This window comes from Micropruina glycogenica (assembly GCF_900289045.1).
Taxonomy (GTDB): Bacteria; Actinomycetota; Actinomycetes; order Propionibacteriales; family Propionibacteriaceae; genus Micropruina; species Micropruina glycogenica.
Genome location: NZ_LT985188.1, coordinates 584,347 through 598,224, shown reverse-complemented (window position 1 = coordinate 598,224; position 13,878 = coordinate 584,347). Strand labels below are relative to the sequence as shown.

General features: G+C 69.0%; 12 protein-coding genes and 1 pseudogene. 1 reads left to right on the top strand and 12 read right to left on the bottom strand.

The window, feature by feature from the left end; all coding sequences use genetic code 11:
* Positions 1–12: 12 nt before the first annotated feature.
* Entirely contained in the window at positions 13–498 is a 486-nt protein-coding gene (locus MPLG2_RS02790) for a hypothetical protein (RefSeq protein ID WP_158680813.1), read from the top strand.
* A 50-nt stretch (positions 499–548) separates the two neighbouring features.
* Here MPLG2_RS02790 and MPLG2_RS02785 read toward each other — a convergent pair whose 3' ends face one another.
* The 12 genes and pseudogenes from MPLG2_RS02785 to MPLG2_RS02730 form a co-directional block, all read right to left on the bottom strand.
* Positions 549–995 carry a hypothetical protein gene (locus MPLG2_RS02785; RefSeq protein WP_105184822.1) on the bottom strand — a complete coding sequence of 149 codons (447 nt, stop codon included), beginning with the start codon at positions 993–995 and terminating at the stop codon, positions 549–551.
* Between the two features lie 285 nt (positions 996–1,280).
* A pseudogene (locus MPLG2_RS02780) lies at positions 1,281–3,439 on the bottom strand (Rne/Rng family ribonuclease); the annotation flags it as partial.
* 747 nt (positions 3,440–4,186) lie between these two features.
* A complete protein-coding gene (locus tag MPLG2_RS18910; RefSeq protein ID WP_197710054.1) occupies positions 4,187–4,393 on the bottom strand; it encodes a hypothetical protein in 207 nt (68 codons plus the stop codon).
* Positions 4,394–4,565: 172 nt separating this feature from the next.
* Positions 4,566–4,970: a type II toxin-antitoxin system VapC family toxin gene (locus tag MPLG2_RS02770; RefSeq protein ID WP_105184820.1), complete on the bottom strand. Its 405-nt coding sequence runs from the start codon at positions 4,968–4,970 to the stop codon at positions 4,566–4,568.
* Positions 4,967–5,233, bottom strand: a complete 267-nt coding sequence (locus tag MPLG2_RS02765) for a ribbon-helix-helix protein, CopG family (RefSeq protein ID WP_158680812.1) — start codon at positions 5,231–5,233, stop codon at positions 4,967–4,969. Before MPLG2_RS02765 ends, MPLG2_RS02770 begins: the two co-directional genes overlap by 4 nt.
* A 127-nt stretch (positions 5,234–5,360) precedes the next feature.
* Positions 5,361–7,166: a SulP family inorganic anion transporter gene (locus tag MPLG2_RS02760; protein WP_231935761.1), complete on the bottom strand. Its 1,806-nt coding sequence runs from the start codon at positions 7,164–7,166 to the stop codon at positions 5,361–5,363.
* A 127-nt stretch (positions 7,167–7,293) separates the two neighbouring features.
* Entirely contained in the window at positions 7,294–7,704 is a 411-nt protein-coding gene (mnhG, locus tag MPLG2_RS02755; RefSeq protein WP_105184818.1) for a monovalent cation/H(+) antiporter subunit G, read from the bottom strand.
* Positions 7,701–8,021, bottom strand: coding sequence for a monovalent cation/H+ antiporter complex subunit F (locus MPLG2_RS02750; RefSeq protein ID WP_105184817.1), 321 nt, complete (start codon positions 8,019–8,021; stop codon positions 7,701–7,703). The genes mnhG and MPLG2_RS02750 overlap by 4 nt, the downstream gene beginning before the upstream one ends.
* On the bottom strand, positions 8,018–8,572 hold the full coding sequence (locus MPLG2_RS02745) for a Na+/H+ antiporter subunit E (RefSeq protein WP_105184816.1): 555 nt from the start codon (positions 8,570–8,572) through the stop codon (positions 8,018–8,020). The genes MPLG2_RS02750 and MPLG2_RS02745 overlap by 4 nt, the downstream gene beginning before the upstream one ends.
* On the bottom strand, positions 8,569–10,116 hold the full coding sequence (locus MPLG2_RS02740; RefSeq protein ID WP_105184815.1) for a Na+/H+ antiporter subunit D: 1,548 nt from the start codon (positions 10,114–10,116) through the stop codon (positions 8,569–8,571). Before MPLG2_RS02740 ends, MPLG2_RS02745 begins: the two co-directional genes overlap by 4 nt.
* The gene (locus MPLG2_RS02735; protein ID WP_105184814.1) at positions 10,113–10,541 is read right to left on the bottom strand and encodes a Na(+)/H(+) antiporter subunit C; all 429 of its coding nucleotides are present in this window, start codon (positions 10,539–10,541) and stop codon (positions 10,113–10,115) included. The genes MPLG2_RS02740 and MPLG2_RS02735 overlap by 4 nt, the downstream gene beginning before the upstream one ends.
* Positions 10,538–13,501 (bottom strand): Na+/H+ antiporter subunit A, encoded by a 2,964-nt coding sequence (locus tag MPLG2_RS02730; RefSeq protein ID WP_105184813.1) that lies wholly within the window; start codon positions 13,499–13,501, stop codon positions 10,538–10,540. The genes MPLG2_RS02735 and MPLG2_RS02730 overlap by 4 nt, the downstream gene beginning before the upstream one ends.
* Between the last annotated feature and the right edge of the window lie 377 nt (positions 13,502–13,878).

The following is a 13,878-nucleotide window of genomic DNA, read 5'->3' as shown; positions in this document are numbered from 1 at the left end:
GCCAGGGCCGAGGTGGTCTCATGGCGTGCAGGCGCCGCACTGAGTGCAGTGGTGGCCGTCGGGGGTGTGGTGGCCATCGGCCTGACCACGACGGGATGCCCGCAGCTGGCCGGCCTGGTCGATCCGATTCTGGTGCTGATCGCGTGCGCCGGCATCGCGCCGATGGCGGTCGGCCTGGCTCGCGACGGCGTGCGCGAGTTGCTGGAAGCGTCGCCGGACGAAGCCCTGCGCGGGCGCATCGCCGCCGCGGTGGCCGACGGCCTGGGTGATGCGCTGACGCCGGCGAGGGCGTCCACCCTGCCGCCACCGACCATCCGCTCCACCAAGCTGGGGCAACGCCTGTACGTGGAGGTCGACTTCATCGTCGCGAAGGGCGAGTGGCAGGTCGACGAGGAGGACGCCGTCCGGCTCGCGATCACCGAGCGGCTCGACGCCCTCGGACTGCTGGTGTGGCCGACCATCGAACTCACCACCAACCCGGCGCTGGCGGCCGACTGACCCAACGCCGGGTCTCAATCGGTGCCGGACGGCCATCGCTGCCGTCCGGGTCAGCGGAGCTGCTCAGGCCGATCATCGCTTTCGTGCTGATCACCCTCGGATTCGCCCTCGTGCGGGGCGGCCTCGGCGATCGCCTTGACCGCTCGGCGGTCGGTGCGAACTCGAACCGTGGCCCGATACGACCCGCGGATCTCGCGCACGACGAGGTCGGTCAGGTGCCCCCACGGGTCGACGGTGACCATCAGCCACGTACCGGCCTTGCCCCACAACTCGCGTTCGAGCACGTCGAGGGCGGCCCGGGCGACACCGTCGGCGTCGGTCACGGCACCGACATCGGTCAGCAGCCGTCGCTGCACCTCGGGCGCCAGTCGCAGGCGGGCAGCCGCGATGAACCGGTCGCGTGCGTCGTCGTCGGGGCCGGCAGAGAAGATGCCTCCGCCACGCAGTGCGGAGAAGAAGGCGCGAAGTTCGTCATCGCGCCACGATGCGTTGGTCATGGTCGGGTCTGTTCCGTGCGTCGAGTCGGGTGGGCGCGGCCGCTGGGTGCGGTCGCCGCCCAGGTCATGCCTTGGTGCAGGCACGTCCTGGTTGGAACCACAGGCTCATCGGGGCGCGCCGCAGCGCGCCGCGACGGGCGCTGGTGCTACGACGAATGACAGACATGGCAAAAGACGGTAGCGCCGTGCCGAGGGAGTGTCCAGCTCGCACCGCGTCGACGGCCCCCGGTCGGGGACCAACAGCGCGCGTTGTCGTCCAGTGAGAGGGCTGGTGCACCAGCAGGGTCAGCGGCGGCGGCGTCCGTGGTCGCGGTCGCCCCCGTCGGCCGGAGCCTGGGTGTCGACCGGGGTGTCGTGCCGGTGGTAGCCGCGGCCGTGACAGGTTTCACAGGTCACCGTGAACGCCTCGGCCAGACCGGTGCCGATGCGCTTGCGGGTCATCTGCACCAGGCCCAGCGAGGTGACCTCGGCCACCTGATGGCGGGTACGGTCACGGCCCAGGCACTCGACCAGCCGGCGCAGCAGCAACTCGCGGTTGGCGGGCAGCACCATGTCGATGAAGTCGATCACGATGATGCCGCCGATGTCGCGCAGCCGCAGCTGGCGCACCACCTCTTCGGCCGCCTCGAGGTTGTTGGAGGTGACCGTGGCCTCGAGGTTGCCACTGGTGCCGGTGAACTTGCCGGTGTTGACGTCGATCACGGTCATCGCCTCGGTGCGGTCGATGATCAGCGAACCGCCAGAGGGTAGAAACACCTTGCGTTCCAGCGCCTTGGCGATCTGCTCGTTGATGCGGTGCTGCTCGAACAGGTCGCCCTGCTCGGCACGGTTCCAGTGCTGCAGCCGCTCCTTCAGGTGCGGGGCCACGTGGGTGACGTAGGCGTCGACGGTGTCGAACGCGTCCTCGCCCTTGCCGTTGCCGTCGACGATCAGCGTGCCGAAGTCTTCGGTGAACAGGTCGCGCACGATGCGAACGGTCAGGTCGGGCTCGGCGTAGAGCTGCTCGGGCGACTTGCCGGCCTTCACCTTCTTCTCGATGACCTCCCACTGGGCCTTCAACCGGTTGACGTCGCGCACCAACTCGTCTTCGGACGCCCCCTCGGCCGCCGTGCGCACGATCACCGACGCGGCGTCGCCGACCAGTTCTTCGAGAATGCCCTTCAGCCGGTTGCGTTCGCCTTCGGGCAGCTTGCGCGAGATGCCTGAGAGCTGACCGCTGGGCGAGTACACCACGTAGCGGCCGGGAATCGACACGTGCGCGGTGAGCCGAGCACCCTTGGCGCCGATGGGGTCTTTGGTGACCTGCACGAGCACGCTCTGGCCCGACTTGAACACCTTTTCCATCTTGCGGTCGGCGCCGGTGACGCCGAAGGCGTCCCAGTCGACCTCACCGGCGTACAGCACCGCGTTGCGGCCGCGGCCGATGTCGATGAAGGCGGCCTCCATCGACGGCAGCACGTTCTGCACCTTGCCCAGGTACACGTTGCCGATCATCGACGCCGCGGACGCCCGGTCGACATAGTGCTCGACCAGAATGCCGTCTTCGAGCACCGCGATCTGGGTGTAGTCGTCGGCCTGGCGAATCAGCATGCTGCGGTCGACCGATTCGCGCCGGGCCAGAAACTCCGACTCGGACAGGATGGGTGAGCGGCGGCGTCCGGCTGCACGTCCCTCACGGCGGCGCTGTCGCTTGGCCTCCATGCGGGTGGAGCCGTCGATGCCGGTGACGTCGTCATTGCTCGTGCGCGAGCGACGAGGTTCGCGCACCCGCACCACGACGTCGGACGGATCGTCCTCGGCCCCCGTGGTGTCTTCGCCACGGCGGCGGCGCCGGCGACGCCGGCGGGTCGACCCGGTCGACTCACCCGCTTCGGCGGCGTCGCCCTCGGCGCCGTCGGCCTCTGCGGCGGTCTCGGCACCGTCTTCGTCGTCGGCCTCGGACGAGTCGTCGTCGTTCTCGTCGGCGTCGCCCTCGGCGGTTTCGGTGCTACCGCCACGGCGGCGGCGACGACCGCCACGGCGGCGGCGACGACGCCGCGGGCTGCCCTCGTCGGTATCGTCGGCGTCGGTGTCGTCCGGTTCGTCGTCGGCGTCGGCTGCTCTCTCGTCGGCCGCGGCCGCGTTCGGTTCGGAGTCGAGAACCGCGGTGGGATCGGCCACCTCGTCGTCGAGTTCGGCCTCGGGCTCTGCGTGCCCGCCGATCATGGCGGCCAGTTCGTCGAGCGCCTTGGCGGCCTCGGCCTCGTCGACCTTGGTGCGCCGGCTGCGCGCGCCCGAGCGGGTGAGCTCGCCGAGCGTCTCTTCGATCGGGTCGGTGTCGGTCACGGGTTCGGGCTTCGGCTCGGCCTTGGCCCGGCGCCGGCGCGCCCGTGGTGCGGCAGCGGCCGGGGCCAGATCGTCGAGGGTCGGCAGTTCGTCGAGGCTGAGCGGCGCGGGCGTTTCGGCAGCTTCGGTGACTACATCGACGACCTCGATGACGGGCTCGGGCGCCTTTGCGGCGCTGGTGCTGCGCCGTCGACGCGGGGCGGGCTTCTCTTCCGGCAACTCGAGGGTGAACGGAACGTCATCAGGCTGCTCGACGCGCTCGTCGGGGGCGGGAACCGCCTGCAGTTCGGCGTTCGCCTCAGGCTCGGCCGGGGTCTCGTCGGCTTCGGGGTCTACGACGATGGGCTGTTCGGCTTCGAGCTCGAGGGCCACGTCGGTGGCGTCGGGCTCGAGCTCGAGGGCCACATCGGTGGCGTCGGGCTCGGGCTCGGGTTCGGTGGTGTCGGGCTGGACGGCCTGGGGCTCGGCAACCTCGGGTTCTGCGCTCGCAGCCGGCTCGCTCACGGGTGCAGGGGGTCCGGCCGGACGGCTCGCGGAGCGCCTGCGCCGCGGCGGTGCGGCCACCTCGGCAGAGGCGTCGTCGGCTGTGGATGTGGGCGTTTCTTCGTCGAGCATGTGCTCTCCTTCAGCGGCGTGGGGTGCGCCGCGCGTGTAGCCACCGAAGTGGCAAAGCCTGTGGACTGGATTCGGCACCGCACCCACCCCCGCGGTCGTCTGGCGTCGCGGTCGAGTGAGCCGGCGCATCGAGCTGTCACCTCGAAAAGCCGAATCGGGTGAGCCCACTGCGCGGGCTCGTCCTGCGCGTCATTATGCCATAAACGTCCAAAAGGCCGTCGAACCTCGCCACCGAGGCGGCCGCGGGCGTGTCAGCGGCGGGTCGACTGCGCCTCGTCGATCGCCCCGAGCAGGCCGGACGCGTGGCCGTGTTCAGCGATCGGTTCAGGGCCCACCAAATCGAACAGCAACGCGGTGAACTGACCGTCGCGCTCAACGTTGCGCCGCTGCAGCCGAAGCCGGCACGGCAACAACGGACGCCCCCCGCCCAGGGTGACGGGGCACACCTGCAGCAGCACCTGAGACGAGCCATGCGCGTGACTGTGTCAGGTGCGTCCGACACTTCTCGCCCAATTTGTCGACGGACGGGCTGGGACACGCTCCACCGCCGGTCTCGTGAAACCCCACTGGGCCTCGACTTCACACCGTACACACTCGGCTCGGCGGGTCATTGGACGGCCGGGCGTGCTGTCAAGCGTCGCCCGGCGCGAGCCGCCGAATCCCGGGCACCTCGTCGAAGTCGGGGTCGGTCGAAACGATGAGGTCGAAGCCGGCCTGCAGTGCCGTGGCCGCATGCACCGCGTCGCGACCCCGAATGGTTGAGCCGGCCATCAACTGCAGGGCGCGAGCCAATACCTCGTCGTCGAATGGATGGGTGACAACCGCGCGCACCAGCGCCTCGGTTTCACGCAACGCCTGCTGACGCCCAACTCGACGGAGCCGGTGGAACGAAAACTCTTGAACGGCTTCGATACTGCAGTGCACCTCGACCAGGTCGCGTTGGCAGCGCTGCAGAAAGCCCACACAGTCTGAGCGCAGCGGGTGATCGATGCCCGCGGCCAGCAACAACACTGACGTGTCGACGAACACCCTCATCGCGACAGTCGGGCGTCGGTGTCGAGCGCGGGCCGCTCTTTGAGCACTGCCCAGTCGTCGGTCTCGCCCGGCCCCTGCGCCACCAGATCGAGAAAGGCGGTCAAAGCCGAGTTACGCATCATGAGATCGGCCGGCAGCGACAGGTCGATGGCGTCGCGAATCACCGCGTTCAGGCTGTGCCCGGTGCGCTTGGCCTCAGCGGCGATGCGTTCGTAGCGATCGGCATCGAGTAGCAATTGGACGCGCCGTTCCAACCCTGACATACACATACAGTAGCATGTGTATGAGGCGGTCGGGCGGGCGCATGATCACCATGCTGATGTCGCTGGTTGAGCTTGTCGAATCCCGACCGGGTGCGCCGCAGCCGGGACATGATTGTTCAGCAGGCTCCTAGATCTGACCGTCGGGCGTGCCCGGCTGGGTCGGCGGGAGCGGCAACCCCGGCGGCGCATGGCCGGTCTGCTCGCGGTACCAGCGGGCGTAGGCGTCCACCGCCGTCGGCAGGGTCGCGAAGATGAACTGCTCCCCCACCCGCTGCGCGAACCCGGCAGCCTCGAGTTGCTCGCGCAACTCGAACTTCACCCGCGCCATCGCGAACGTGATTCCTCTGCCCACCAACTGCTCACGTAGGGCTTCGAGGGTGTCGACGCTGGTCAGGTCCACCTCGACGTTGGCCTCGGCGTTGAGCACGAACCAGGCGCAGTCGGGGTCGGCGGCGTCCACTGCCTGCATGGCGCGGGTCAGAAAGTCCTCAGCGTTGGCGAAGAACAGCGGCGAGTCGTAGCGGTACACCACGAGGCCCGGCACCTGGGTCGCGGTCGGGTAGTCGTCGACATCGTGCATGCCTGCCAGTCCGGGCACGTAACCGAGCACGCCGTCGTGCGGGCTGGCGATGCGCCGAATCAGGTCGAGCACAGACAACCCGATCGCCAGCCCGATGCCGCCCAGCACGTCGAACACCAGCACGCCGAGCGTGGTGACCAGCGCCAGCACCAGCTCGCTGCGCCGGAACGCGGCGATGCGGCGCAGTTCGGCGACGTCGATCAGCCGGAACGCGGCATAGATCACCAGGGCACCCAACGCCGCCGCCGGAAACCACGCCAGCACCGGTCCGAGCACCAGCAGCGCCGCGAACACCATCACCATGCACACCAGCGAGTACAACTGGGTGCGGCTGCCCATCGCGTCGCCGATCACCGTGCGACTGCCGGATGAGCTGACCGGAAAGCCGTTGGTGAATCCGTTCACCACGTTGGCCGCACCCAGCGCCAACAGCTCCTGATTGCTGTCGATGGCCTGCTTCTTCGGCGCCGCGAACGCCCGGGCGGTCAGCACGTTGTCGGTGTAACCCACCACGGCGATACCCAGGGCGTAGGGCAGCAGGGTGAGCACGGCGACGTCGTCCAGCCTCGGCACCCGCGGCAGCGGCAGCCCCTGTGGCACTTCACCGATCACGCGAATACCGGCGTCGACCAGCCCGAACCAGTACACGCAGCCGGCGGCCACCAGCATGCAGATCAGCGGCCCGGGCCAGGTGGGCAGCCAGTGCCGAAAGGCCACCAGAGCGGCCCCGACCGCTGCCGCCAGCACCAAGGTCGGCACGTGGACGGCGCCCAGTTGCGTGAGCAGCGACCACCACTCGGCGGCCACCGAGTCGCCGGTGATGTGCAGGCCCGTCACCTTGCCCAACTGGCTGGTCATCATCAACACCGCGATGCCGGCCATGTAGCCCACCAGCACCGGCCGCGACAGCAGGTTGGCCAGAAAGCCGAGTTTGAACAGCCACCCGATCAGGCACACCAGCCCGACGGCGATGGCCATGACGGCGGCCACGTCGGCCCAGCGGGCGGTGCCGCCGGCTGCGCCGAGCATCGCCCCCAGCCCGGCCGCCGTCATCAGTGCGGTGGTCGACTCGGGGCCCACCGAGAGTTGCCGCGACGAACCCAACAGGGCGTAGACGGCCAGCGGCGCAAGAATCGCCCACAGGCCGGTGATGGGCGGCAGCCCGGCGATCTCGGCGTAGGCCATCACCTGCGGAATCAGATAAGCCGCCACCGTCACACCGGCGAGCAGGTCACCGCGCAACCAGTCGCGGTCGTAGTGCAGCAGCACCTGCAGGCCCGGGGCGAACCGGGCCCAGCGCGGCGCAGGGGCGTCCATGGCCGAACGGTACTGGTCGACGTGAGGGTCCGCCATGCCCGAAACGGTCGATGGCTACACCGTTGGCGCGAGATCGGAACCGTCCCCAACACGCGCCAGGCATCTGGTGGCCGCGAGATCGGAACCGTCCCCCAACACGCGCCACCGCGACCGTGCTCCCCGATCAGTCGAAGCTTCTGTGCGGACGATCCTCGCCCCGCTCGGGGCGGAACTCCTCGTTGCGGATGAAGCCTGCATCGCTCAGGTCCTCGCCCAGTTCATCGACCACCAAGTGGTCGGGGTTCCACTCGCCCGACCGGTATGCGACCCGGCCGATCAGGTGACCCGCCACGGGTGCGGTGAGCACCTGCAACACCATCACCAAGCCCAGGGTCAGCCAGACCTTCGGGTCGTGCTGTGAGAAGCCGATGCCCACCAGCACCAGCAGCAGGCCGAACACCTGCGGCTTGGTGGCGGCGTGCATGCGGGCCAGCACGTCGGGGAAGCGCACCAGCCCCAGCGCTCCACCCAGGCAGAAGAAGCCGCCGGCGGCCAGCAGCACGGCGCCGATCAGGTGAAACCACTGCTCGCTCATGCCTGTTCCCCCTCGTCGCGCCGGTACCGCTGCCGTTCAGGGGCGTGCGGGGGCAGCAGCCGCGCCACGCTCACCCCACCGGTGAAGGCCACCATCGACAACACCAGCAGAATCGGCAGCGCGCTGGTGTTGTGAAACACCACCGTCGAAACGCCGATGCCGGCCAACACCACCGACACCATCACGTCTGAGCTGATGATGCGGTCGAGGGTGGACGGGCCCACGGTGAGCCGCCAGAGCGTGAGGGCCGCTGCGCCGGCGATCATCGCCACGGCCGCCCACAGCAGCACCTGGGTGACCACGTCAATCACGCTCATCGCTTCTCCTCATCGAGTTCGGCGATCTCGGCCCTGCTGCCCATGGCCTCGATGACCCGGCGTTCGACCTGCAGCGCCTCGGTCTTTGCCTGCGCCACCCCGTCGGCGTCGGGAACGTCCAGCAGGTGCAGGTAGAGCACCCGGGTGGAGCGCCGGGCGTCGATGACGATCGACCCCGGCACAATCGAGATGAGCTCGGCGGTCTCGACCTGGTACAGATCGTTGTGCGAGCGCAGGTGCACCCGAACGATGGCCGGGTTGAAGTCGATGTGCGGCGAGAACGACGCCAGGGCCAGCCGCCATGACGCCACCGCCAGGTCACGCAGCACCGAGAGCGCCAGCTTCACCAACCCGATCGGCCGCAGCCGTCCGTGGTAACGAATCGGCGGCAGCGGAAATGTCACGGTGATCGCCCAGGCCACCACCATGCCGACCAGCAGGTCGACCAGCGAGTAGTTGCCCCACAGCACCACCCAGATCAGGGCCAGCATCACGATGGCCCGCCACTGCAGCCTGAAGCGCAGCCGGCGCCGCAACGTCGAACCCTTCACTGCACCACCCCCGACAGCACGGCCTCGAGGTACACCCCGCCGCGCAACCCGGCCGCGGCCCGGTCGACGTAGTCGTAGAGCGGGCCCGCTAACACGGTCAGGGCAAGCCCGAGCAGCACCAGGGCGGCCGTGCCGGCCACCATCACCCCCGGCAGCCCGCGCCGTTCTTCGAGTGTGTCGTCGGACGACTCGTCGGGCTCGGACGGCTCGTGCGGGCCGAGCATCGGGGTGCCCCAGAACGCCCGGTTCCACACCTTCGCCACCGCGTACAGGGTGAGCAGGCTGGTCAACACGCTGCCCACCACCAGCGCCCACGCCAGCGGCGTGCCCACCTCGACACCGGCGCCCAGCAGACCCAGCTTGCCGATGAACCCCGACAGCGGCGGAATGCCGGCCAGGTTCATCGCCGGCACGAAGAACAGCACCCCCAGCAGCGGCGACAGGGCGGCCAGGCCACCCAGCCGGTCGAGCGAGGTGCTGCCGCCGAAGCGTTCGATCAGCCCGGCCACCAAGAACAACGACGCCTGCACGGTGATGTGGTGCGCGGTGTAGAAGATGGCACCCGCCAACGCCGGTTGGGTGGCGAGGGCGATGCCGAACACCATGTAGCCGATGTGCGAGACCAGGGTGAACGACAACAACCGTTTGATCTCCGCCTGCGCGACCGCGCCCAGAATGCCGACCAGCATGGTGGCCAACGCCGCCCAACCCAGCAGGTCGGTGAGCGGACGGTCGGGAAAGATCACCGTCTGGGTACGCAGAATCGCGTAGACGCCCACCTTGGTGAGCAGGCCGGCGAACACGGCGGTGACCGGTGCTGGGGCGGTCGGGTAGCTGTCGGGCAACCAGAACGACAGCGGGAACACCGCTGCCTTGATCGCGAACACCACCAGCAGCAGCAACTGAATCGGCAGCGTGACGTCGGCGGGCAGGGCGGCGAAGCGCAGGCTCAACTGAGCCATGTTCACCGTGCCGGTGGCGGCGTAGATCACGGCCAGCGTGGTGAGGAACAGCAGCGAGCTGACCAGGTTGATCACCACGTAGATCGAGCCGGCACTGATGCGTTGCGCCGTGCCGCCCATGGTGAGCAGCACGTAGCTGGCGAACAGCAGCAGTTCGAACCCGACGAACAGGTTGAACAGGTCACCGGCCAGAAACGCGTCCGACACCCCGGCGCTGAGCAGCAGAAAGGTGGGGTGAAAGATCGACACCGGGGTTTCGCGCAGCACCTCTTCTTCGTCTTGGCCGGTCGCGTAGATCAGCACCGCCAGGGTGACCAGTGACGCGACCGTCAGCATCAGCGCCGACAGCCGGTCGGCCACCAGTACCACCCCGAGCGGAGCCCAGGCGCCCACCCAGAGGGCCTGCACGCCGACGGTGTCGGTGATCCACACCAGGGCACCGGCCACGGCGGACACAGCCACCAGCGTGATGATCGACACCGCCCGCTGCAGCCTGGGCCGGCGACCCAACAGCAGGGTCAGCGCGGCCCCCATCATGGGCAGCAGCACGGGCAGTGGCAGCAGATTGTTGAGGTTGTTCATTCGCTCACCACGTCCACACCGGTGTCTGAGAACCTGATCTCTTCGAACGAATCGGACGCCTCGTCGGCCAGAGCCAACGCGCGAATGCGGGCATCCTCGACGTCGTCGGCAACCTCGTCATGGCCGTTCAGCTGAAACGACCGATAGGCCATGGTGACCAGAAAGGCCGCGGTGGCCAGGGCGATCACGATGGCGGTGAGCACGAACGCCTGCGGCAGCGGGTCGCTCATGTCTTCCTTGGGCGTGACGCCGATCAACGGTGGGCCGCCGGCCCGTCCGGAGGCCACCAGAAACAGAATGTTGACGCCGTTGCCGGCCACCATCACGCCCATCAGAATGCGGCTGAGGGAGCGCTCGGTGATCAGGTACACCCCGCAGGCCACGAGTGCGCCGGCCACGATGGCCAGGGTCAGGTTGGGGCTCATGGCACCGCCCTTCCGACCGGACCGGTCGGCGATCCGGTGGGCGAGACGTCCGCTGCCGGACGGGCCCGGGTCGATTCCGGCTGCGGCACCGGCGCCTGGTCTTGCTCGGACTGGATGTCGATGCCGGCGCCGAGGCTGCGGGTCAGGTCGAGCACCACGCCGATCACGATCAGGTACACGCCGACGTCGAAGATCGTCGAACTCACCAGGTGCATCTCGCCGAACAGCGTCCAGGTGCCGAACGGCGTCTGCAGGTACTCCCAGCCGGGAATCACCAGGGTGATGTCGTAGCTCTGAAAGATCTTGCCGCCCAGCAGGGCGGGGGTGACGGCGGCCAGCACCGACAGTGCCAGGCCGAGGCCGAGCAGGCGTCCGGCATCGAAGGGAGCCGCCTCGTCGAGTTCGCGGCGTCCGGCCGCCAGGTAACGCAACATCAGTGCGATGCCCGCCACCATGCCGCCGGCGAAGCCCCCGCCGGGGGCGTTGTGGCCGGCCAGCAGCAGGTACACCGACACCAGCATCATCACGGTGAACAGAATGCGGGTGACGACCTCGAAGATCAGCGAGCGCGAGCCGGGGTCGAGGGCCCCGCTGGCGCGCAGCCACATGCCGCGGGCACCGAACGCCGGGTCGCCCTCGCGGCCCCGCACCCGCTGCACCCGGGACCGCAGAAAGATCAGGCTGGCCACGCCGGTGGCGGCGACCACCAGCACCGCGATCTCGCCGATGGTGTCCCACGCGCGGGTGTCGACCAGGGTGACGTTCACGATGTTCTTGCCGTAGCCGAAGCTGTAGGCGGCCTCGTAGTAGTCCACCGACACGGGCTGGGCGACGCGGGCACCGGCGGCCACCAGGGCCAGCAGGGTAACGGTGAGCCCCACGCACAGTGCCAGCACGATGCGCCACCACCGCATCGAACCCAGCGGACGGGTGGTGAAGTACTTGGGCAGCCGGCGCAGCACCATGACGAACACGATCAGTGCCACCGTCTCGACCAGCACCTGGGTCAGCGCCAGGTCGGGGCCGCCGTGCATCAGAAAGAGCACCGCCGTGCCGTAGCCGGTGACGCCCACCAGCAGCAGGGCGCGGACGCGGCCGCGTGAGGTGGCAGCCAGCACGCCGGCCACCACGATCAGCGCCCCGACCAGCATCTGTGGCAGGTAGTCGTAGGCCCTGACCGAGGCGGGCCAATGCACCGTCCAGAGCAGTGCGCCGCCGGCGAGCAGCACCACCACGGCCAGCACAATGGCGGTGTAGCTGGCCAGTGAGCCGCGCTGCGTGCGTGCGGTGACCTCGACGGCCAGCACGTCGAGCCGCCGCATGGTCTCGTTGTAGAGCTCGTCCGAGCCCTTGACCACCGGGAACGTGGCCTGGGCCGACGCGATGGCGTCACGCTGCCAGAACAGCACCGCGCCCAGCCCGATGGCCAGCAGTGACAGCCCGAGCGGCACGGTCAGGCCGTGCCACAGCGCCAGGCCGTGGCTTTCGTGGCCGCCGGGCACGGTAGTTGCGTAGGTTTCGAAGAGCGTGGTCAGCGGGGGGCCGACGAAGCCGCCGGCCAGACTGGCCGCCGCCAATAGGGTCGGCGCGGCCACGAACCCCATGGACGGCCGGTGCACCTCAGGTGCCGTCACGTCGCGCTTGTCGGCGAAGGCGCCCCACCACCAGCGCAGCGAATACGCCACGGTGAGCATCGAGCCGAGCACGACGGCGGCGAGCAGGCACACCGCGAGCGCGGGGGTGAGCCCGGTGCCGTCCCCGTGGTATTCGACCAGGTAGGTGAGCGCTTCGAGCGCCGACTCTTTGGCGATGAAACCCAGGGTGGGCGGCAGGCCGGCCATGGACGCCGCCCCGATGCCGCCGATCACCGCCACCAGCGGCATGGCCCTGGCCAGGCCGGTGAGCCGAGTGAGGTCGCGGGTGCCGGCGGAGTGGTCGACGACGCCCACCACCAGAAACAGGGTGGACTTGAACAGGGCGTGTGCGGTGAGCATGGCCACACCTGCCAGAGCGGCCGCTCGGGTGCCGAAGCCGCTGAGCAGCACCAGAAAGCCGAGCTGGCTGACGGTGCCGTAGGCCAACAGCAGTTTGAGGTCGTTCTGCCGCAGCGCCCGCCAGCCACCGACGATCATGGTGGCCGCGCCGAGCACCCCCACCGCGGGCCGCCAGAAGGGCACGGTGGCGAAGGCCGGCGCCAGCGCGGCCACCAGGTAGACGCCGGCCTTGACCATGGCGGCCGCGTGCAGGTAGGCCGAGATGGGCGTCGGTGCCGCCATCGCCCCCGGCAGCCAGAAGTGGAAGGGCACCAGGGCCGACTTGCTGAGCGCGCCGACCAGCATAAGCAGCGCGGCGGTGGTGGCGAGTGGTCCGTTCGGGGGCGCGTCCAGAATCGCCGACAGGCTCAGGGTTCCGCTGAGCACCCCCAGCGTCACGATGCCCACCAGCATGGCCAGGCCGCCGGTGGTGGTCACGATCAACGCGGTCAAGGCTGCCGAACGATTGGCCCGGCGGGTGGGGTCGTAGCCGATCAGCAGGTAGCTGAACACCGTGGTGAGTTCCCAGAACAGGTACAGCACCACCAGGTTGTCGACGGTGACGAGCCCGAGCATGGCCGCCGCGAAGGCTGTGAGCAGCCCCATCGGGCGCTGGTTGGGCGCTTCGGCGAAATACCAACGGCAATAGATCAGCACGAGAGCGCCGACGCCAGAGACGATCAACGCCAGCAACCACTGCAGCATGCCGATGCGGTAGTCGATGCCGACGCCGAGCCGGGCGATCCACGTGAACGATTCGGTGTAGGTGCCCCCGGCGGTCATGCTCGGGGCGAGGGTGAGCAGCCAGCCGAAGGCGACCGTGGGCGCCGCCGCCATGACGAGGTAGCCGCGGGCGCCGAGGCGCGACGACAGCATCGGGGCGCACATCGCCACCGCCAGATGGGCGACGATGATGGCGCTGACCACGGGCTCGCTTCCTCGGCCTACTGGGCCGAATCGTGGGCTGGGCGGGGGTGGCCAGTCTAGTGGTGCGGCGCGGACCCGAAACACGCGGACCGTTCTCAGTGACCCCCACCCGTTCAAAACCCCGGGGACGGTTCTTCCGGGTCAGGGAACGGTTCCTTCGGTCCACGCTTCCGTCCTCAGCAGTTCAACGAGGGGCTGCGCCGCTCCCAAACCCTCACAGGTTCATCAGTTGCCACTTGTGAGAACCAAAGCAGCCGTCCCTGAGACAGAAGTAGAACCGTCCCCTGAGCCAGAAGAAGAACCGTCCCCCTGAGACACAAGAAGAACCGTCCCCCTGAGACACAAGAAGAACCGTTCCCTGAGACAGAAGAAGAACC